Source organism: Psychroflexus sp. ALD_RP9, assembly GCF_017311165.1.
In the GTDB taxonomy this organism is placed as follows: Bacteria; Bacteroidota; Bacteroidia; order Flavobacteriales; family Flavobacteriaceae; genus Psychroflexus.
Window position 1 is genome coordinate 2489330 of sequence record NZ_CP062973.1, and the last position, 20472, is coordinate 2509801.

General features: G+C 33.4%; 19 protein-coding genes and 2 tRNA genes. 11 read left to right on the forward strand and 10 right to left on the reverse strand.

The window, feature by feature from the left end; genetic code table 11:
• The 9 genes from fabG to IMZ30_RS11725 form a co-directional block, all read right to left on the reverse strand.
• Entirely contained in the window at positions 1 to 747 is a 747-nt protein-coding gene (fabG, locus tag IMZ30_RS11685; protein WP_207038474.1) for a 3-oxoacyl-[acyl-carrier-protein] reductase, read from the reverse strand.
• Between the two features lie 66 nt (positions 748 to 813).
• Positions 814 to 1686, reverse strand: a complete 873-nt coding sequence (sucD, locus tag IMZ30_RS11690) for a succinate--CoA ligase subunit alpha (protein ID WP_207038475.1) — start codon at positions 1684 to 1686, stop codon at positions 814 to 816.
• 75 nt (positions 1687 to 1761) lie between these two features.
• On the reverse strand, positions 1762 to 2154 hold the full coding sequence (locus tag IMZ30_RS11695; RefSeq protein ID WP_207038476.1) for a nuclear transport factor 2 family protein: 393 nt from the start codon (positions 2152 to 2154) through the stop codon (positions 1762 to 1764).
• Positions 2135 to 3082 carry a UDP-3-O-(3-hydroxymyristoyl)glucosamine N-acyltransferase gene (locus IMZ30_RS11700; RefSeq protein WP_207038477.1) on the reverse strand — a complete coding sequence of 316 codons (948 nt, stop codon included), beginning with the start codon at positions 3080 to 3082 and terminating at the stop codon, positions 2135 to 2137. The genes IMZ30_RS11695 and IMZ30_RS11700 overlap by 20 nt, the downstream gene beginning before the upstream one ends.
• A 6-nt stretch (positions 3083 to 3088) precedes the next feature.
• On the reverse strand, positions 3089 to 3652 hold the full coding sequence (gene efp, locus IMZ30_RS11705; RefSeq protein ID WP_073190646.1) for an elongation factor P: 564 nt from the start codon (positions 3650 to 3652) through the stop codon (positions 3089 to 3091).
• Positions 3653 to 3663: 11 nt separating this feature from the next.
• Positions 3664 to 4446, reverse strand: coding sequence for an acyl-ACP--UDP-N-acetylglucosamine O-acyltransferase (lpxA, locus tag IMZ30_RS11710; RefSeq protein WP_207038478.1), 783 nt, complete (start codon positions 4444 to 4446; stop codon positions 3664 to 3666).
• A gap of 5 nt (positions 4447 to 4451) precedes the next feature.
• Positions 4452 to 5852 (reverse strand): bifunctional UDP-3-O-[3-hydroxymyristoyl] N-acetylglucosamine deacetylase/3-hydroxyacyl-ACP dehydratase, encoded by a 1401-nt coding sequence (locus IMZ30_RS11715; RefSeq protein WP_207038479.1) that lies wholly within the window; start codon positions 5850 to 5852, stop codon positions 4452 to 4454.
• Positions 5836 to 6873, reverse strand: a complete 1038-nt coding sequence (gene lpxD, locus IMZ30_RS11720; RefSeq protein ID WP_207038480.1) for a UDP-3-O-(3-hydroxymyristoyl)glucosamine N-acyltransferase — start codon at positions 6871 to 6873, stop codon at positions 5836 to 5838. The genes IMZ30_RS11715 and lpxD overlap by 17 nt, the downstream gene beginning before the upstream one ends.
• A gap of 24 nt (positions 6874 to 6897) precedes the next feature.
• Positions 6898 to 8127: an HD domain-containing protein gene (locus IMZ30_RS11725; protein ID WP_207038481.1), complete on the reverse strand. Its 1230-nt coding sequence runs from the start codon at positions 8125 to 8127 to the stop codon at positions 6898 to 6900.
• 36 nt (positions 8128 to 8163) lie between these two features.
• On the opposite strand from IMZ30_RS11725, the gene IMZ30_RS11730 reads away from it, so the two are divergent.
• From IMZ30_RS11730 to IMZ30_RS11755, 6 genes are all read left to right on the forward strand, one after another.
• Complete coding sequence (locus tag IMZ30_RS11730; protein WP_207038482.1) at positions 8164 to 9714, forward strand: bifunctional response regulator/alkaline phosphatase family protein; 1551 nt, start codon at positions 8164 to 8166, stop codon at positions 9712 to 9714.
• Positions 9714 to 10121, forward strand: coding sequence for a tRNA (adenosine(37)-N6)-threonylcarbamoyltransferase complex ATPase subunit type 1 TsaE (gene tsaE / locus IMZ30_RS11735; RefSeq protein WP_207038483.1), 408 nt, complete (start codon positions 9714 to 9716; stop codon positions 10119 to 10121). Before IMZ30_RS11730 ends, tsaE begins: the two co-directional genes overlap by 1 nt.
• 42 nt (positions 10122 to 10163) lie before the next feature.
• The gene (locus IMZ30_RS11740) at positions 10164 to 11363 is read left to right on the forward strand and encodes an alanine dehydrogenase (RefSeq protein ID WP_207038484.1); all 1200 of its coding nucleotides are present in this window, start codon (positions 10164 to 10166) and stop codon (positions 11361 to 11363) included.
• A gap of 55 nt (positions 11364 to 11418) precedes the next feature.
• Positions 11419 to 11796 carry a hypothetical protein gene (locus IMZ30_RS11745; protein WP_207038485.1) on the forward strand — a complete coding sequence of 126 codons (378 nt, stop codon included), beginning with the start codon at positions 11419 to 11421 and terminating at the stop codon, positions 11794 to 11796.
• 74 nt (positions 11797 to 11870) lie between these two features.
• Entirely contained in the window at positions 11871 to 13301 is a 1431-nt protein-coding gene (locus IMZ30_RS11750; protein WP_207038486.1) for a transglycosylase SLT domain-containing protein, read from the forward strand.
• A 1-nt stretch (position 13302) separates the two neighbouring features.
• A complete protein-coding gene (locus IMZ30_RS11755; RefSeq protein WP_207038487.1) occupies positions 13303 to 13761 on the forward strand; it encodes a hypothetical protein in 459 nt (152 codons plus the stop codon).
• Here the strand turns inward: IMZ30_RS11755 and IMZ30_RS11760 are convergent.
• Positions 13745 to 14275 (reverse strand): RNA methyltransferase, encoded by a 531-nt coding sequence (locus tag IMZ30_RS11760; protein ID WP_207038488.1) that lies wholly within the window; start codon positions 14273 to 14275, stop codon positions 13745 to 13747. The genes IMZ30_RS11755 and IMZ30_RS11760 overlap by 17 nt on opposite strands.
• Positions 14276 to 14393: 118 nt before the next feature.
• On the opposite strand from IMZ30_RS11760, the gene mutS reads away from it, so the two are divergent.
• The 5 genes from mutS (at position 14394) to IMZ30_RS11785 (ending at position 20328) form a co-directional block, all read left to right on the forward strand.
• Positions 14394 to 16958: a DNA mismatch repair protein MutS gene (mutS, locus tag IMZ30_RS11765; RefSeq protein WP_207038489.1), complete on the forward strand. Its 2565-nt coding sequence runs from the start codon at positions 14394 to 14396 to the stop codon at positions 16956 to 16958.
• A 189-nt stretch (positions 16959 to 17147) separates the two neighbouring features.
• Positions 17148 to 18536, forward strand: a complete 1389-nt coding sequence (locus IMZ30_RS11770; protein WP_207038490.1) for a sugar porter family MFS transporter — start codon at positions 17148 to 17150, stop codon at positions 18534 to 18536.
• 261 nt (positions 18537 to 18797) lie between these two features.
• Positions 18798 to 18869: transfer RNA gene (locus IMZ30_RS11775), tRNA-Gly, on the forward strand.
• A gap of 126 nt (positions 18870 to 18995) precedes the next feature.
• A tRNA-Leu gene (locus IMZ30_RS11780) sits at positions 18996 to 19080 on the forward strand.
• A 216-nt stretch (positions 19081 to 19296) separates the two neighbouring features.
• Positions 19297 to 20328 (forward strand): serine hydrolase domain-containing protein, encoded by a 1032-nt coding sequence (locus IMZ30_RS11785; RefSeq protein WP_207038491.1) that lies wholly within the window; start codon positions 19297 to 19299, stop codon positions 20326 to 20328.
• Positions 20329 to 20472 lie beyond the last annotated feature (144 nt).

Here is a 20472-nt window from a genome sequence, read left to right on the forward strand (position 1 = left end):
TTAAGTTAACATGCCACCATCAACACTTAAAGTTTGACCTGTGATGTAGTTACTCATATCACTTGCTAAAAACACACAAGCATTTGCAATATCAGTTGGTGTTCCACCACGTTTTAAAGGAATAGCTTGTCGCCATTGGTCAACTGTTGTTTCGTCAAGTTTAGCCGTCATTTCAGTTTCTATAAATCCTGGTGCAATAACGTTAGATCTAATGTTTCTTGAACCTAATTCTAAAGCAACTGATTTAGAGAAACCAATAATACCAGCTTTTGAGGCTGAATAATTAGCTTGTCCTGCATTTCCTTTAATACCTACAACTGAGCTCATGTTAATAATGCTTCCATGACGCTGCTTTAACATAGGTCGTAAAACTGCTTTGGTAAGGTTAAATACAGAATTTAAATTAACTTCAATAACTTTATTAAAGTCTTCTTCAGACATACGCATAAGAAGATTGTCCTTAGTAATCCCTGCATTATTTATTAAAACATCAATACTTCCAAAATCTTTTATTACATCGGCTGCCAACTGCTGTGCTTGATCAAAATTTGAAGCATCAGATTGGTATGCTTTAGCTTGAATCCCAAAACTCTCTAATTCTTTAACTAATGTCTCAGCTGCATTTGAAGATGAATTATAAGTAAAGGCAACATTAGCGCCATGTTGAGCAAAAACTTCAGCGATACCTTTACCAATTCCTCGGCTTCCGCCAGTAATTATGACGTTTTTATTTTCTAATAATTTCATTGTATAAATATATTAAAACCACAAAAACCTCTTATGCTAGGAGGTTTTTGTGGTTTAAATTAGAGTTTAGCCTAGTACTTCACTAACTTTTTTACCGATTTCAGCAGGTGAGTTAACAACGTGAATCCCGCAATCTTTTAAAATTTCTTTTTTGGCTTGAGCTGTATCTTCACTGCCGCCAACAATAGCACCAGCATGACCCATTGTACGTCCAGCTGGAGCAGTTTCTCCAGCAATAAAACCAACAACAGGCTTTTTGCTACCACTGTTTTTGTACCAGTTTGCAGCTTCGGCTTCTAACTGACCACCAATTTCACCAATCATTACTACGCATTCAGTCTCTGGATCGTTTACTAAAAGCTCAACGGCATCTTTAGTTGTTGTTCCTATAATTGGGTCACCACCAATACCAATGGCTGTTGTAATACCTAAACCTTCTTTTACCACTTGGTCAGCAGCTTCATAAGTTAAAGTTCCTGATTTTGAAACAATACCAACTTTACCTTTTTTGAAAACAAAGCCAGGCATAATACCAACTTTAGCTTCTTCTGGTGTAATTACACCAGGACAGTTAGGTCCGATTAAACGACAATCTTTATCTTTTATATAGTTTGAGGCTTTAATCATATCTGAAACTGGGATACCTTCGGTGATTGCAATAATAACCTTGATTCCAGCATCGGCTGCTTCCATTATTGCATCGGCAGCAAAAGCTGGTGGAACAAATATAATTGATGTATCGGCTCCAGCTTTTTCAACAGCATCTGAAACTGTGTTGAAAACAGGTTTGCCTAAATGTTCAGTGCCACCTTTTCCTGGCGTCACACCGCCAACTACATTAGTGCCATAGTCTATCATTTGACCAGCATGAAAGGTACCTTCACTACCAGTAAAACCTTGAACAATAATTTTTGAATTTTTATTTACTAAAACGCTCATAAGATTTGTGATTTTTCTTTAACAAAAGTAATTTATTAGGATGAACCTAAAAAGTTTATAGACTTAAAAATAGGTTCAAATTTGTTTTTTAACTTCAATTTCATCTTCGGCTGGCATACTCATGATTTCAGCTTTTGAAATCTTAGCATCTTCTAATTTCCAAATAGCCATGAAATGTGCTAAAGCATGCAGCTCTTCAGATTCAATAGATTCAACAAAATAGGTAAAATGTGTAACAACAGCATGGTCAGTTGTGATGATGTCATGAAATTCGGCTGTCATATTTAAAAATGATTTGCCCATTTTTGTGGTTAAATCACCAAATCCTTTTAAATCTAATTCATAAAATGCCTCAGAACTTCGCCAGTGAATGATGGCATCTTCATGAAAATATTGTTTTAAAACATCACTATTTTTAAAATAATCAGATTCTAAAAAATCGACTACTTTATTTGATTCTTGTAACATCTTTAAGTTGTTTTGCGAGGTTAGGTAAATTGGCAATATGTGCCATCTCTCTATATTTCTTTTTGATATCACTTGCTGGTGTACCAAAATAGGTTTTGTGAGCAGCAAGATTTTTAGAAACTCCTGATTGTGCTAATATGATTGCACTTTCACCGATGCTAAGTCCGCTTGAAATTCCGACTTGTCCCCATATTGTGACGTTTTTTTCTATAATACAACAGCCTGCTATTCCTGTGTGTGCGGCAATCAGCACTTTTTCACCAATTACTGTATCGTGGCCAATTTGTACTAAATTATCTATTTTAGTACCTTTTTTAATTAAAGTTGATCCTGAAACACCTTTGTCAATTGTTGATAAAGCACCAATTTCGACATCATTTTCAATAACAACATTCCCGCCAGATTTTAATTTATCATAGGCTTCTGGCCTATTTTTATAATAAAAAGCATCAGCACCAATAACAGAACCACTGTGAATAATGACGTTGTTACCAATTTCAGAATCATCATAGATTGAAACATTAGAATGAATAATGCAGTTTTTACCAATTTTCACATTATTCCCAATAAAAACATTAGGCTGAATAACAGCTGTATTATCGATAGTTGCTGAAGATGAAATAGACTGAGTTGAAGGTTTAAAGGGTTTAAAAAAAGAAGTAAGTTTATTAAAATCAGTAAATGGATCCTTAGAAATCAATAAAGCTTTTCCATCAGGGCAAGCAACTTCTTTATTAATCAAAATAACACTTGCAGCCGAATTTAAAGCTTTATCATAATACTTAGGGTGATCTACAAAAACAATATCACCTTTTTCTACAACGTGAATCTCATTTGCACCATAAACTTGATAATCATCTTCACCGACATAAGAACAATCAAGAATATCAGCAATTGATTTTAATGCGTAGGGTTTTGGAAACTTCATAGAGAGCTATTTCACACGTTCTTTATAGGTTCCTTTTTCAGTTTCAATTTTAACTTTATCACCTTCATTAATAAACAATGGTACATTAATTTCAGCTCCTGTTTCTACAGTTGCTGGTTTAGTAGCATTAGTTGCGGTATTACCTTTAACGCCAGGCTCTGTATGAGTTACCTCAAGTTCTACATGTGGAGGCATATCTACAGATAAAGGTGCGTCATCTTCAGTATTAATTAATATCGATACTACTTCACCTTCTTTCAAAAGCTTAGGCATATCTAGGGCTGCTTCAACTAATCTAATTTGTGTATAGTCATCAGTATGCATAAAATGATAAAACTCACCTTCTTGATACAAAAATTGATACTTATGTGTCTCAACTCTAACATCATCGATTTTATGACCTGCTGAAAATGTATTTTCAACTACTTTTCCAGTAGTTACACTTTTTAATTTTGTTCTTACAAATGCAGGACCTTTTCCTGGTTTAACATGCAAAAATTCAATTATTTTATAAATGTCATGGTTATATCTGATACATAATCCATTTCGAATATCACTTGTAGATGCCATATATTATTTTTTTAGTTAGAAAAATAGCCTTTCATAATTCCGCGTTGCGAATCTTTAACAAACTGTATAATTTCATCGCGTTCTGGAGTTGCCTCCATTTCAGCTTCTAAAATTGAAAGTGCTTGAGAGTTATTGTAATTTTTTTGATATAGTATGCGATAGATGTTTTGTATTTCACGAATTTTATCAGTTTCATAACCACGACGACGAAGACCTACTGAATTTATTCCTACATAAGATAAAGGTTCTCTTGCTGCCTTAACAAATGGAGGAACATCTTTCCTTACTAAAGAACCACCTGTAACAAAAGCATGGCGACCAATACTACAAAACTGCTGTACTGCTGCCATACCCGCCAATATAGCATAATCACCAACGGTAATATGGCCAGCTAATGTGGAATTGTTTGAAAAAACGCAGTTATTACCAACTATACAGTCATGCGCTATGTGGCAATAAGCCATGATCCAACAATTTTTACCGATTTTAGTTTTCATTCGGTCTGAAGTACCACGATTGATAGTTACACATTCTCTTATGGTTGTATTATCACCAATTTCAGTAGTTGTATCTTCGTTATCAAACTTTTTATCTTGTGGAATGGCAGAAATTACTGCTCCAGGAAAAATACTTACATTTTTACCAATGCGAGCACCTTCCATAATAGTGACGTTAGATCCTATCCAGGATCCTTCGCCTATTTCAACATTACTATGAATAGTTGTAAAAGGCTCAATAACCACATTTTTTGCAATTTTTGCTCCTGGATGTACGTATGCTAAGGGTTGATTCATAAACTTTATTTTGCTTTAACAATTTGTGCCATCAACTCGGCTTCACAAGCTAATTTACCGTTAGTGTAAGCATAAGCTTGCATGTGGCAAATACCGCGTCTAATTGGTGTAATTAATTCTAATTTAAAAATTAAAGTATCACCAGGCACAACTTGTTGTTTAAATTTCACATTATTAATTTTCATGAAATAAGTTAAATAATTTTCAGGATCAGGGACCGAACTTAAAGCTAAAATACCGCCAGTTTGTGCCATTGCCTCGACTTGAAGAACACCTGGCATTACTGGTTTGCCTGGAAAATGTCCTACAAAGAAGGGTTCATTCATTGTGACATTTTTAGATCCAATCACAGTAGATTCGGTTAATTCATAAATTTTATCGACCAATAAAAACGGTGGTCGATGTGGTAACTTATTCATGATTTCTGTAACGTCGTAAAGTGGCTTTTCATTTAAATCAATTTGGGGCACTTTATTACGTTTTTCAGACTTGATAATTTTAGCTAATTTCTTGGCAAACTGAGTATTGATACCATGACCAGGTTTGTTGGCTATAACTTTACCTCTAATATATGTACCAACTAAGGCTAAATCTCCTAAAACGTCAAGCAGTTTGTGACGAGCTGCTTCATTAGGATGATGCAGTGTTAAGTTATCTAAGATACCGTTTGGTTTAACTTTAATATCATCTTTACCAAAGGCAACTTTTAGCTTATCCATAGTTTCTTGAGACAATTCTTTATCTACATAAACAATAGCATTGTTAAGGTCTCCACCTTTAATTAAGCCATGCTCAAGTAATGCTTCTAGTTCGTGCAAGAAACTAAATGTCCGTGAACAAGAAATTTTTTCTTTAAAGTCTTTTAGAGACTTAAGAGATGCATTTTGAGTGCCTAAAACTTTAGTTTCAAAATCAACCATTGTGGTAACTTGATACTCGTTAGCCGGCATCACCAATATTTCAGATCCAGTTTCTTCATCTGAAAATGAAATCACGTCTTTAACGATGAATTCATCACGGTCAGCATCAAGTTCTACTATTTCAGCTTGCTCAAGCGCTTCAACAAAAAACTTTGACGAACCATCCATTATTGGAGGTTCAGAAGCATTTAATTCAATTATAATATTGTCAATTTCAAGACCAACACATGCCGCTAAAACATGTTCTGAAGTTTGAATTAGCACGCCATTTTTTTCTAAGGTTGTTCCGCGTTTTGTGTCTGTTACATAGTTGGCGTCGGCTGGAATAATAGGATGACCTTCTAAATCGATTCTCTTAAAAGCGTAGCCTGAATTAGCTTCTGCTGGTTTAAAATTTAAAGTCACTTCTTGGCCAGTATGAAGCCCGACGCCTTTTAGCTGAACTTCATTAGCAATAGTTGTTTGTTTTTTAGGATTTAGACTCATTTTCGCGAATTGTTTTTTCTAATGAATTTAAACGTTTAATGGTTTCAGGTAAATTTTTAAAGTGAACATAAGATTTATTAAAGTCACTATATCCCAAAGCAGGCGATCCTTGTATGGCTTCTTTATCTTTTACATTTCGACCAACACCAGTTTGAGCTTGAATTTTAACATAGTTGCCTATTTGTACGTGACCTACAATACCAACCTGACCGCCAATTAAGCAATGTTCTCCTATTTTAGTTGAACCTGCAATACCAGTTTGCGCTGCAATGGCAGTATGTTTTCCAATTTCAACATTATGAGCGATCTGAATCTGATTATCAAGTTTAACGCCTTCATGAATAACAGTTGAGCCTAAGGTAGCACGATCGATGGTTGTACCTGCGCCAACATCTACATGATCTTTTATAATAACATTTCCTATTTGTGGCACCTTTTTATAAATGCCTTTATTGTCAGGCGAAAAGCCAAAACCATCAGCACCAATAATTGCTCCACCATGAATCACACAGCTTTCACCAATTATTGTTTCAGAATAAACTTTACAACCGGGAAATAAAATGCTATCATTTCCAACTTCAACATTATCTCCAATGTAGACGTTTGGATAAATTTTTACATTATCTCCGATTTTTACATTTTCGCCAATATAACTGAATGCACCAACATAGCAATTTTCACCTAATTTAACTGAATCACTCATAAAGTTAGGTGATTCAATACCTGATTTATTTAGTTTAATTTGATTGTAATATTCAAGAAGTTTTGAAAAGGCTTCATAAGAGTCTTCAACCCTAATTAAAGTTGTAGATAATTCAACTTCACTTTTAAAGTCTTTATTAACAATACAAATACTTGCATTAGTAGATTGAATATAGTTGGTATATTTTGGATTAGATAAAAACGTAAGCGATCCTTTTTCGCCTTCTTCAATTTTAGATAATTTTGAAACAGTCGCTTCTGGATTACCTTCAATGTCGCCGTTTAATATCTCTGCTATTTGTCTTGCTGTAAATTTCATTCTGGCAAAAATAGAAAAAAAGTGTTAATAATTGTTTTTAGGATAACAGAAGTAGTGTTTTGTAACCAATTTTGATAAGGCTTTAAGATTTAATTGGTCTGAAGCTTTTGAAACATCGTTCAATTTTCCGTTTTTATATAATATTTTAATCGGTTGTGAATTTAATTTATAAGCTAAGTTTTGGGTCTCGCCAGTAAATACAAAATAAGCTGCTTCATTCTTGGTGAGTTGATGTTGTTTCATTACTTGGGCTAATTTAGCTTCTAACTTTTCAGCTGCAATTGGCTTGTTTTTTAATTTTACTTTTGGTAATCGACGCTCTAAAATCATTTGTGCTAAATGACTTAAAACAAAATCTTTAGATTTTGACCATTGTTTAATAGCGTAAATGACATCATAATCATCTAATTGAGCAAACATTTGCAAAGCCTCTTGATTAAATAATTGACAATTAATTTGATGTTTTAAAAAATAACCTAATTCTTCGTTGCAATATATGGCCTTGCCCGCAAGTAATAACTCTTTTGCTCTTAAAATTATTTTTACTAACAATTGCTCTGCACACAAACCTGTTTTATGCAAATAAACTTGCCAATACATTAATCGTCTTGCTACTAGAAACTTTTCGACTGAATAGATTCCTTTTTCTTCTACAACAATTTGATCATCTTTAACATTTAACATGCTGATTAATCGCTCACTATTAACATTACCTTCAGCTACACCTGTGTAAAAACTATCACGCTTTAAATAATCAAGTCTGTCCATGTCTAGTTGACTAGATAATAATTGACATAAAAATTGTTTAGGATACTTGTCTGTAAAAATATCGATTGCGGTAGATAGTTTCCCCTCAAACTCTTCATTAAGTGCTTTCATGAAACTTAAAGATATATATTCATGAGAAACATCTTCTGCAAACATATGCTCTAATGCGTGCGAAAAAGGCCCATGACCAATATCATGTAATAAAATAGCCATAAGTAGAGCTTCTTCTTCTTTATCTGTAATTTCAACACCTTTAAAACGTAAAACTTTAATCGCTTTTCCCATTAAATGTATACAACCTAAAGCATGATGAAATCTTGTATGATGAGCACCAGGATAAACCAAATAAGACAATCCCATCTGGGAAATTCGGCGTAAACGCTGAAAGTATTTATGTTCAATTAAGTCGAAAATTAAAGGACTAGGAATGGTAATAAATCCATAAATTGGATCGTTTATAATTTTAAGTTTGTTATTTTGTTTCACTAAGAATTCGATTATAAAAAACAAAGATACATATATATGACAAAGCTAAAAGTTTTATGGGTAGATGATGAAATTGATTTACTCAAACCACATATAATTTTTCTTGAACAAAAAAATTACGAAGTAACCACTTGCCAAAGTGGTGCTGAAGCAATTGAATTAGTAACGACTGAAAATTTCGATATTGTTTTTCTAGATGAAAACATGCCAGGTTTAACAGGTTTAGAAACATTAGCTGAAATTAAAACCATTAGAGACCAGCTTCCTGTGGTGATGATTACAAAAAGTGAAGAAGAATATATTATGGAAGAAGCGATTGGGTCTAAAATAACTGATTACCTTATTAAACCGGTTAATCCCAATCAAATTTTATTGAGTTTGAAAAAAAACCTGGATCACTCTCGATTAGTAACCGAAAAAACCACTTCTAATTATCAGCAAGAATTTCGTAAAATAGCGATGGATCTTATGCAAACCAAAACTTATGATGATTGGGCAAACTTATATCTAAAGCTTATTTATTGGGAAATAGAACTTGAAAATATTGATGATAATGGTATGATGGAGATTTTAGAATCTCAAAAAAATGAAGCTAACATTGAGTTTGGGAAATTTATAGAACGAAATTATGCTAATTGGTTTGACAAAAATTCTGAAGCTCCAGAACTATCTCATACCTTATTTAAAAACAAAATTGTGCCTGAATTAAGCCACGATAACCCAACATTATTAGTTGTTATTGATAACCTAAGGTACGATCAGTTTAAGGCATTTGAAACAACCTTAAATGCTTATTATAAAAAAAGTTATGAAGAAGCATTTTACAGCATCTTGCCTACCGCAACGCAATATGCAAGAAATGCTATTTTTTCTGGCTTAATGCCAGCAGACATGGAAAAAATTTACCCTGAATACTGGAAAAATGACACAGATGAAGGTGGAAAAAACTTACATGAAGCCGATTTTTTACAAACGCAAATAGCTCGTCTAGGCTTAGATTACAAATACTCATACCACAAAATAACCAATGTCAATTCAGGGCGAAAATTAGTAGATAATTTTAAGCAAGAAAAATCTAACGATCTATGTGTTGTTGTTTATAATTTTGTGGATATGCTATCTCACTCAAAAACGGAACTTGAAGTAATCAAGGAGTTAGCATCTAACGACAAATCATATCGCTCTTTAACTCAGAGTTGGTTTAAAAATTCGCCATTATTACAAATAATCCAGCAGGCTAAAAACATGGGTTTTAAATTAATCATCACAACCGATCACGGAACCATTAATGTTAAAAACCCTTCAAAAGTTATCGGCGATAAAAATACAAGTCTAAATTTGCGCTATAAAACAGGAAAAAGCCTCACCTATAATGCCAAAGACGTGATTGCCGTTAAAAATCCGAAAGACTTTCATTTGCCAAGTATAAACATGTCAAGTTCTTACATCTTTGCTAAAAGTAATTACTTTCTAGCCTACCCAAATAATTATAACTATTATGCCAATTACTTTAAGCAAACCTACCAACATGGCGGTGTGTCTTTAGAAGAAATGATTATTCCTTTTGCTGTTTTTAATCCTAAATAATGAAGTTTACCAATTATAGTTTAGATGATTTAAATCACATTGCAACAGAAATTATTGCAAAATCATCGCATAAAATTATTAGTTTTCAGGGTGACTTAGGTGCTGGAAAAACCACTTTAATAAAAGCATTAGTCAAAACATTAGGTATAGAAGATCATGTTTCAAGTCCTAGTTTTTCTCTAGTAAACCCTTATGAAGCCAAAGATGTAAAAGTATTTCATTTTGACTTTTACAGAATTAATTCGATCGAAGAAGTTTATGATATCGGTTTTGAAGATTATCTGAACCAAGATGCTTGGATTTTTATTGAGTGGCCAGAAAAAATAGAGCGAATTATCGATTTTGAACATCACAAAATAAAAATTCAGTTTAATGAATTACTTCAACGGGAGTTGACATTTATATAGTGTTCAGTTTAAAATTAGTGAATTTCAATTATATTTGAAATTATGAATCAACCAACATCACCGTTTTCAGTTTCTGAATTACTTCCACAAGAAGAAATGCTCGAAATCACAAAGGCTAAAGGACAGTTATTTATTGGTTTACCTAAAGAAACTAGCTACCAAGAAAAGCGCGTTTGTTTAACTCCAGATGCCGTTAACGCCTTAACAGCAAATGGTCACCGCGTACTTATTGAAAAAAAAGCGGGTGAACACGCAAACTTTAGTGACCGAGATTACACAGAAGCTGGTGGCGAAGTTACAAATGATCGGAATAAGATTTTCTCCTGCCCTATTATTTTAAAAGTGGCACCTTTAACGCATGATGAAGTTGATTTGATTCATCCACAATCTATTTTAATTTCAGCTTTACAACTTAAAACACGCCAAAAATCTTATTTTCAAAAATTAGCTGAAAAACGGGTAACTGCCTTAGCTTTTGAATTTATTAAAGATGAGTTTGGTAATTATCCGATTGTAAAGGCCTTGAGTGAAATTGCAGGTACATCTTCAGTGCTAATCGCCGCTGAATTACTATCTAATGTTTCTGATGGAAACGGCTTAATGTTAGGTAATGTAAGCGGTGTTCCGCCAATAGAAATTGTCGTAATTGGCGCTGGCACGGTCGGTGAGTACGCCACCAAATCAGCTGTTGGCTTAGGTGCTAACGTAAAAGTATTTGACAGTTCATTAACGCGATTACGTGACCTTAAGAGTTTTGTAGGCCATAATTTGTATACATCAACCATACAACCTAAAACACTAGTTAAAGCTTTAAAGCGTGCTGATGTTGTCATTGGTGCTGTTCGTGGCAAAAACCGCTCGCCTATTTTGGTAACTGAAGCTATGGTAAAACAAATGAAAACTGGCGCTGTAATGATTGATGTGAGCATTGATATGGGTGGTTGTATTGAAACTTCTGAGGTAACAAGCCATTCTAGACCCACAATTATTGAACATGATGTTTTACATTATGGCGTGCCAAATATACCATCACGCTACGCACGAACATCATCTTTAACGCTTAGTAATATTTTTACACCTTATTTGCTTCATATTGCTGAAGAAGGCGGCCTAGAAAATACAATTCGATATGAAAAAGGCTTGAGAAATGGCTTATATTTGTATCATGGTATTTTAACTAATAAATCTGTTGCCAATTGGTTTGATTTAGATTATAAAGACCCTAATTTATTAATCTTTTAATTGAAGCTTTTGCAGATTATAGTTTTAAAATTAATGCACATTTAAACCTTTGTAAATGAAATTTGTTCACCGTTTGGGCTACTATTTAGGCGGATTTATTGTTGGTCTTATTATTTTAATGTTTTTTTTAAACGGTAAAAAAGCCTCTTGCGCCTATGGGCTAGATGCTCGAGTAAAAAAAAATATAGGTTTAAAAAAAACAAAGTATACCACATCGGCTTTAACTGAATTTAATACCTTAAAAATTGATACCGCAAATTTTAAAACATTACTTCAAAAGGCTGATGTAAACTTTAGTGCTAGCCAAACCAAACTTGACTCCTGCAAAATTTATGCGCTAGAAACTTCAACTGAAACGCAAAATTTAGAACTTAAAATTCAAAATTGCGACTCTATAGCTCGTGTATTGTCAATAAAATTACTAGAAGATTAAATAAATTCGTCTTAAAATGTTAATTCTTAAGAACTGATTTATTTAAAATTCATATATTGGTTCAAATTCATTTTATGAGATTTATTCTTATTATAATTTTTTGTGTTAGTTTGATCAGTTGTCAGAACTCAACTAAAAGCTCAAATAATAAGCAGACTAAACAAAAAACCATAGTTAAAAAAAGCCTTGAAGAGATTAAAAAAGATGGTAAACTGAAAGCCATAACAACTTATAGTGGTACAACCTATTTTTTATATAAAGGAAAACCTATGGGTTTTGAGTATGAGCTGTTAGAACGATTAGCAAAACATCTTGAACTTGAACTCGAAATGGTTATTGCGAAAGATGAAGACAGTTTAATTGACATGCTTAATGAAGGAAAAGGTGATTTAATAGCTTATGGTTATACCATTACAGAAGACCGCAAAAAGAAAGTGTCTTTTACAAAGCCTTTGTATACATCTCATCAGGTATTAATACAGCGAAAGCCCGATTATTGGAGGCAAATGAAAATTCATGAAATTAATGAGTATTTAGTTAAAGACCCTATTGAATTACTTGGTGACTCAGTGTCAGTAAAACTAAATTCATCTTATGCAAAACGCATTAAAAATTTATCTGATGAACTCGGTGGACAAATTTTCATAGACCCTATTCCTGGCGAAACATCTACCGATAGTATTATTAAAATGCTAGTTGATAAAAAAATTGATTACACCATAGCAGACCAAAACATTGCTTTTATTAATGCCTCTTATTACCCTATTTTAGACATAAGCACTAAAGTTAGCTTTGCACAACGTATAGCTTGGGCAACTCGGCCTAACAACCCTGAATTATTAGCAGAAATAAATAATTGGATAACCAACATAAAAAAAACAGTTGATTATCATGTAATTTATAATAAATATTACAAAAATAAACGTTTATATAAAAGGCGTGTTGTAAGTGATTTTTATAGCTTAAATGAAGGGAAAATAAGCCCGTACGACGATTTGATTAAAACCCAAGCTCAAAAACTTGGAATTGATTGGCGACTTTTAACTTCTTTAATGTATCAAGAATCACGATTTAAACCTAATGAAGAGTCTTGGGTTGGTGCACAAGGTTTAATGCAGTTAATGCCCGCTACTGGTCGTGAATTAGGTGTAAAACAACCCTTTAATCCTAAAGATAATATTCAAGGTGGCACAAAATATCTTGCACAACTACTCGAAGAATTTGAAGATGTTCCTGATAGTCTACAACGTATTAAATTTGCTTTAGCTTCTTACAATTCTGGTTTATATCACGTTAAAGATGCTCAACGTTTAGCTGAAATAGAAAATCAAAACCCTAAAATGTGGGATAATAATGTTGAGGAAAGTATGCTTAAATTAAGTTCGCCAAAATATTACAACAAAAAAGGTATTAAATATGGTTATGTTCGTGGTCGTGAACCTTACAACTACGTTAAAGAAATTATGGCAAGATACGATCATTATAAACGATTTATAGACCAATAATATGGCAATTCCTCTAATAAGTATTCCACCAGCTGACCAAATTAAGTTAAAAGTTGAGCGCTCACTACGCCACTATAATAAACTTTTAAAAGAACTAAAAGATAAACCACTTGAACCAGATACAATTCATTTTATTGCAAATCAGATAACAACAATAGAAGCACTCAATTTTCAACTTAAAACCTCAAGTCGAAAAATTAAACAATCAAAACAACAACTCCTCACATATCTTCAAAAAAATGAAGGGATTTATCCTAAAAATCATTTTATGAGTTTATATATGGCTGTAGGAATGACAGCTGTTGGGATACCTGCAGGTATTGTATTTAGTTTTTTGGTAAATAATACAGCTTTTATAGGTATTGGTTTACCGATTGGTTTGTCTATAGGCTTAGCAATTGGGCATCAAAAAGACCTTAAAATTAAAGCCAAAGGAAAACAAATTAACTACGCGCTTTAATTTTTTGAAATACATCCCATAAACAAACACCAACGCTTACCGAAATATTTAAAGAGTGCTTGGTTCCATATTGAGGGATTTCAATTACCGTATCGCAAACATCAATCACTTTTTGGCTAACACCTTTCACTTCATTTCCAAAAATTAAAGCAATAGGTTCTTCAATTTTTGGTTGAAAGTTATTAAGCATTGTAGCATTTTCAGTTTGTTCAATGGCAATTTTACGGTGGTGTTTTAAATATTCTAAGGCTTCTAAAGTTTCATTAAAATAGCGCCAGTTTACAGACTCAGTTGCTCCCAATGCTGTTTTAGTAATATCTTTATGTGGTGGTTGCGCTGTAATGCCACAAAGTATAATCTCTTCAACTAAAAAGGCATCAGCTGTTCTAAATACCGAACCAATGTTATTTAAACTTCTAATATTATCAAGTACGATAGTTATAGGCGTTTTTTTAGCCGATTTATAAGCGCTTGTGCTTAAACGGTTTAGTTCACTGTTTTTTAATTTTCTCATCATTCAATTTTTAAAAGCCATAGCAATTTATTTTAATTTATTTGAGATATCTTATTTTAGCAAAAAATACTTCAAATTGAGCAAGGCTAAAACTAAAACAGCAAAAATAACACCTTTAATGAAGCAATATAATGCTATAAAGGAAAAATATCCTGACGCCTTATTATTGTTTAGAGTTGGTGATTTTTACGAAACTTTTGGAGATGATGCTGTTAAAACAGCTCGTATTTTAAATATTGTTTTAACCAATCGTAATAATGGTAGTGAGCGAACAGAATTAGCTGGATTTCCACACCACTCATTAAATACCTACTTGCCTAAATTAGTCCGCGCTGGTGAGCGTGTAGCAATTTGCGATCAACTCGAAAATCCGAGTCAAACTAAAAAAATAGTGAAGCGTGGCGTTACAGAATTAGTCACACCTGGTGTTTCTTATAACGATGAAGTTTTACAAAGTAAGTCTAATAACTTTTTAGCAGCGATTTACTGGAACAAAACCGATTACGGTGTTGCTTTTCTAGATGCTTCAACTGGTGACTTTTTTACAGCTGAAGGCCAAAAAAATTATATAGACAAACTCTTGCAGAATTTTGAACCTAGTGAAGTTTTAATTCCAAAACAATTCAAATCTGAACGTTTTAATTTATTCGATTCTAACTTAAACTTTTTCTTTTTAGATGATTGGGTGTTTAACTTCGATTATGCGCATGAAAGCCTTAATGAGCATTTTCAAACTAAAAGTTTAAAAGGCTTTGGAATAAGCGATTTTACAAACGGTATCATTGCAGCTTCTGCTGTGCTTCATTACCTGAATGAAACTAGAAACCAGCATAAAAAACATATTAGTTCTATTAAACGCCTTGTACAAGATGAATATGTTTGGATGGATCACTTCACCATTAAAAATTTAGAATTATATCAAGGAAACGCAAGTAATGCCATTGGTTTAGTTAATGTCATAGACCATACAATTTCAGCTATGGGCAGCCGGATGCTTAAACGCTGGTTAGCGCTACCTCTTAAAACAAAAACAGCTATAGAGCAGCGCCATGACATTGTTCAAACCCTTTTACTTGATCCTAATATCCATGAAAAAATTGTAAATCAGCTTCAACAAATTAATGACTTGGAGCGCTTAATTTCAAAAGTTTCAACTAATAAAATTACACCGCGTGAAACTTTGCAATTACAAACTTCATTAAATGCTGTTGCCGAAATTAAAAACTTATTGAGGCAACATGCGCAGAAAGAACTAAAAACTATTGGTGATACCTTAAACCCTTGTCATGAACTTCGCGAAACAATTTCAAAAGCCATTCATGAAGATGCACCCGTCAATATTTCAAAAGGTAATGCTATTGCAAAAGGATATTCTGATGAATTAGACGAATTGCGCCATTTGGCCAATTCAGGAAAATCTTACCTCGATGAAATGCTGAAGCGGGAAACTGAAGAAACAGGAATTTCAAGCTTGAAAATTGCTAGTAATAATGTGTTTGGCTATTATATTGAAGTTAGAAACACGCATAAAGATAAAGTTCCTGAAACATGGACACGGAAACAAACCTTAGTAAATAGTGAGCGTTACATTACCGAAGAACTTAAAAACTATGAAGCAAAAATTTTAGGTGCCGAAGAAAAAATTCAATTTTTAGAATTAGAGCTTTTCAATCAACTTGTTGAGTGGATTCAAAACTATATAAAAGTGGTTCAAGAAAACGCAAGAATTATTGGCCAACTAGACTGCTTATGTGGCTTTGCGCAATTAGCCAAAACAGAGCATTATACTAAACCAGTGCTCGACGAAACTTTTGATATAGAAATTACTGAAGGTCGACATCCTGTTATAGAAAAACAACTTCCCGCTGGTGAACAATACATTAGCAACTCTATTAGCCTAAATCATGACCAACAACAAATTATTATGATTACAGGACCTAATATGAGTGGTAAATCAGCCATTTTAAGACAAACGGCATTAATTGTTTTACTCGCTCAAATTGGGTGCTTTGTACCAGCAAAAGCAGCAAGAATAGGTATTATTGATAAGTTATTTACGCGAGTTGGTGCCAGCGATAATATTTCTCAAGGCGAATCTACATTCATGGTTGAGATGAATGAAACTGCAAGCATACTCAACAATTTATCAGATAGAAGCCTTATTATTTTAGATGAAATCGGTCGTGGAACAAGCACTTATGATGGTATTTCAATCGCCTGGGCAATCAGTGAATTTTTACATAAACACCCTGCAAAACCTAAAACCCTTTTTGCAACGCATTACCACGAATTAAACAGCATGGCTGATCGTTTTGAACGCATTAAAAACTTTAATGTTTCGGTAAAAGAATTAAAAGACCAGGTCTTGTTTTTGCGGAAGCTAGTTGAAGGTGGCAGTGCACACAGTTTTGGAATACATGTGGCTAAAATGGCTGGTATGCCCCAATTTGTATTACAAAAAGCTAATACTGTTTTAAAGAAGTTAGAAGAATCACGCACGTCTGAAGATATGGAAAAACAGCTTAATAATTTTCAAGATGAAGAACAACTCAGCTTTTTTAAACTGGATGATCCTTTATTAGAAGACATCAGAACTGAAATTGTTGACTTAGATATTAACACCTTAACCCCAGTTGAAGCTTTAATGAAGCTCAATGAAATTAAACGTAAAATTTCTAATTAGCGAAGTTTTTAATTTGTTTGAAATAAAAAATATTCAAGCACTCTCAATTAATAAAATACTCTGCTAAGTTTTTATCCTTATTTCTTATCTAAATTAAGATTTAAGATTTAATTCGTATTATTGAAAACTTACATGATTTTTATAAACAAACTACGTTTATCTAACAAAGATTTTTCAAAATAACAAACAATGAATAAAAAGGCCTTTTTAATATTAATTACTAGTGTTTCAGCACTTGGCGGTTTACTTTTTGGATATGACACAGGCGTGATTAACGGCGCTCAATTTTTTTTAAGTAAATATTTTGAGTTAGATCCTGGAATGAAAGGTTGGGTTGTGGCGAGTGCTTTATTAGGTTGCTTAGTTGGTGCCCTTTCTTCAGGTTTTTTAAACGCTCAATTTGGCAGAAAAAACACCTTAATTCTTTCTGCTGTATTATTTACAATTTCTGCTTGGGGTTCTGGTATGCCATCATTACTTCCTGAAAGTGTAAGTCTATTAGTTCTTTTTAGAATTATTGGTGGTGTTGGTATTGGTTTAGCTTCTATGTCTGCCCCGGTATATATTGCCGAAATTGCACCTTCAAAACAACGTGGTACTTTAGTAAGCTTTTATCAACTAGCCATTGTTATAGGTTTTTTTGTGGTCTTTCTCGTGACATATTTTATCGGAAAAGATTTAACCGAAACTCAAAATATACAGTTCGGCTGGCGACAAATGTTTTGGTCAGAGTTAATACCTTGTGCATTATTTTTACTAACCTTGTTCTTTGTTCCTAAAAGTCCTCGATGGCTGTATTTAAAAGGTCGAGATATAGAAGCCTTTAAAACATTGAAAAAAATTCATGGTGAAGTACTTGCTATAGATGAGCAACGGGAAATCAAAAAGTCTATTGAAAAAAATCAAAATCAAAACAAACAGGTAAATTATTTTTCAAAAACCATACTTGGTATCATTATAATCGGTACGGTTTTTTCTATGATGCAGCAGTTCACTGGAATTAATGCAGTGTTATATTACGGTGCTGATATTTTTGAAAAAGCACTTGGTTTTGGTAAAGATGATGTTTTGGCTCAACAAATCTTATTAGCTGGTGTTAATCTCGTATTTACTTTTGTTGCCATGTTTTCTGTAGATCGGTTTGGCCGCAAACCTTTAGTAATTATTGGTTGTGTCGGGATGATTATCGGCTTTTTATTACTGGGCTTGAGTTTAAAATATAATGCTGTTGGCTTGGTCTCATTAATTGGTGTATTGCTATTTATTGCTTCATTTGCAATGTCTATGGGACCAGTGGTTTGGGTAGTTTTATCAGAAATGTTTCCTAATCGCATTCGTAGTGTGGCCATGTCTGTGGCGGTGGCTGCACAATGGGGTTCTAATTATATTGTTTCGCAAAGTTTTCCTGTTGTCATGGAAAGTGAACTTAACGAAAATACTTTCTGGAATGGCTCTCTGCCCTATTTTATCTTTATTGGATTTATGATATTCTTAATTATATTTATAGTTAAGTTTATTCCTGAAACTAAAGGTAAATCTTTAGAAGAACTTGAGAACATTTGGGAAAATAAATTGTAAGCAACCTAAACGCTTCTGATTACTGATGCAAAATTTATGTATTTAAGCCTCAAATGTTTCGCTTGATTAGCTTTCTGCAAACATTATAAAGACGATTTATATATTTACTTTATTATTTTTGAAACTTTCATAAAGGCTAAGTTATTTTTAATCAAATAGATAGAATTTAAGTTGAAAATTAGTCATATTTTTTCATCATAATGCTTTGAAAAATGAAATAAAGGCTTAAATTTGCACCCGCAATAAGTTCTTATAAATACTGCGAAAGTAGCTCAGGGGTAGAGCATCACCTTGCCAAGGTGAGGGTCGCGGGTTCAAATCCCGTCTTTCGCTCATAGATAAAAATTTTATTTAGTTTATCTAAGTAAAATTATGAGTTAAAAGAAGCGACCTTAGTCGCGCCCGCTAAAGTGGGTTCTCCCGATGCTTCGGGACCGTCTTTCGCTCAATAAGTTATTCGCTCGGATGGTGGAATTGGTAGACACGTTGGACTTAAAATCCAATGACCATTGCGGTCGTGCGGGTTCAAGTCCCGCTCCGAGTACTTAAAGCCTTGTTAGTCTGTTGATTTTCAAGGCTTTTTTGTTTTAAACCTCTTTTTTATCCCTGATTTGTACCTTATTTTGAACTAAATTTAAACGATAAGCTTTAACTTCTTAGCTGCAAGCCTCAAAACCCTAATCCAACTTACAACTAAATCAATTTTAACTTAATAACTTTGTCTTCTCTAAAAACTACTTTTATTTAACCTGAAGTCATCATGATTAAAAACAAAAAAGCCAAATGGATTGTTAGAGGCATTCTACTTGTTGGTACTGTAATTTCTTTATTTTTTGTGCCCTGGATTTTAGTCAAAGCGTGGCTGCTACCCTTACCAGATACGGTACAGGAACAAGTTGATGAGGCTATCGGGCATGGTTTTGATGGTATGATTGTATACATCGACCAAGCTGGCCAACCACCTCAATTTTACACTGGTGGATGGAATGACCGCTCAAAAAAAATCCCAGCCAAGCCAGAATCCTTGTTTAAAATTGCTAGTATTAGCAAACTATATACGGCCGTGACCATGACTAAATTAGTGAATGAAAAACGCTTAGATTTTAATCAAGTACTCACTGATTTTCTTCCCGAACTTAAAAACCGTATAGAATATGCCGATGATATTAGTTTAAAAATGATGATACAACATCGGTCTGGCATCCCAAACTACACAGACAATCCAAAATTTTGGGTCGATGAAGAAGCTAATAGTAAACACGCCTTAGATTTTGCCCTAGATTTACCTGCCCGATTTAAACCTGACCAAGCATACCACTACTCTAACACTAATTATTTGTTGCTGCGCAAGATTATGGATCAAGTTTTAGGCTATAACCACCACGAATACATCAAAACTCATATTTTAGAACCTCTTCAGCTGCAAAACACTTTTTTTTCTATTAACGAAGTTAACTTAGACCATGTCATGAGTGGTTATTACGTTGGTTATGAAGATGATTTTAAATCCCGTGATAATGGTATGTTAGCCACTGCTGAAGATGTTGGTATTTTTATACGTGCTTTAAATGATGGCTCTGTTTTTAATGAAAGTGAACAAGAACTTTATCCTTATGAGTACGAGCATGGCGGTTTGGTGGTGGGCTACCAAAGTTTAGCCGAATATCACGAAGACCTTGATACTGTCGTGGTTCAATTTATAAACACTACCGATTTTGAAGGCTATGAATGGAATTTATCTGAAATTACTATTAACCGAATAGTGAGCATCTTAAAACGCAACAACAACTAGCCAAAACAAGACTTGCTTATAACCTTAATTGAAGTGATAATCCAAAAAGCATGACCAAGTCTACTTTAAAAAACTAGCTATAAATTAATGCTTAAAAGCGATAAAATAAAAACCAAAAGGTCATAACCAAAGTCTACTATATAA

Coding starts and splice junctions, on each gene's coding strand:
- fabG (WP_207038474.1), bottom strand. CDS start 747: ATGAAATTATTAGAAAATAAAAACGTCATAATTACTGGCGGAAGCCGA.
- sucD (WP_207038475.1), bottom strand. CDS start 1,686: ATGAGCGTTTTAGTAAATAAAAATTCAAAAATTATTGTTCAAGGTTTT.
- IMZ30_RS11695 (WP_207038476.1), bottom strand. CDS start 2,154: ATGTTACAAGAATCAAATAAAGTAGTCGATTTTTTAGAATCTGATTAT.
- IMZ30_RS11700 (WP_207038477.1), bottom strand. CDS start 3,082: ATGAAGTTTCCAAAACCCTACGCATTAAAATCAATTGCTGATATTCTT.
- efp (WP_073190646.1), bottom strand. CDS start 3,652: ATGGCATCTACAAGTGATATTCGAAATGGATTATGTATCAGATATAAC.
- lpxA (WP_207038478.1), bottom strand. CDS start 4,446: ATGAATCAACCCTTAGCATACGTACATCCAGGAGCAAAAATTGCAAAA.
- IMZ30_RS11715 (WP_207038479.1), bottom strand. CDS start 5,852: ATGAGTCTAAATCCTAAAAAACAAACAACTATTGCTAATGAAGTTCAG.
- lpxD (WP_207038480.1), bottom strand. CDS start 6,873: ATGAAATTTACAGCAAGACAAATAGCAGAGATATTAAACGGCGACATT.
- IMZ30_RS11730 (WP_207038482.1), top strand. CDS start 8,164: ATGACAAAGCTAAAAGTTTTATGGGTAGATGATGAAATTGATTTACTC.
- tsaE (WP_207038483.1), top strand. CDS start 9,714: ATGAAGTTTACCAATTATAGTTTAGATGATTTAAATCACATTGCAACA.
- IMZ30_RS11740 (WP_207038484.1), top strand. CDS start 10,164: ATGAATCAACCAACATCACCGTTTTCAGTTTCTGAATTACTTCCACAA.
- IMZ30_RS11745 (WP_207038485.1), top strand. CDS start 11,419: ATGAAATTTGTTCACCGTTTGGGCTACTATTTAGGCGGATTTATTGTT.
- IMZ30_RS11750 (WP_207038486.1), top strand. CDS start 11,871: ATGAGATTTATTCTTATTATAATTTTTTGTGTTAGTTTGATCAGTTGT.
- IMZ30_RS11755 (WP_207038487.1), top strand. CDS start 13,303: ATGGCAATTCCTCTAATAAGTATTCCACCAGCTGACCAAATTAAGTTA.
- IMZ30_RS11760 (WP_207038488.1), bottom strand. CDS start 14,275: ATGAGAAAATTAAAAAACAGTGAACTAAACCGTTTAAGCACAAGCGCT.
- mutS (WP_207038489.1), top strand. CDS start 14,394: ATGAAGCAATATAATGCTATAAAGGAAAAATATCCTGACGCCTTATTA.
- IMZ30_RS11770 (WP_207038490.1), top strand. CDS start 17,148: ATGAATAAAAAGGCCTTTTTAATATTAATTACTAGTGTTTCAGCACTT.
- IMZ30_RS11785 (WP_207038491.1), top strand. CDS start 19,297: ATGATTAAAAACAAAAAAGCCAAATGGATTGTTAGAGGCATTCTACTT.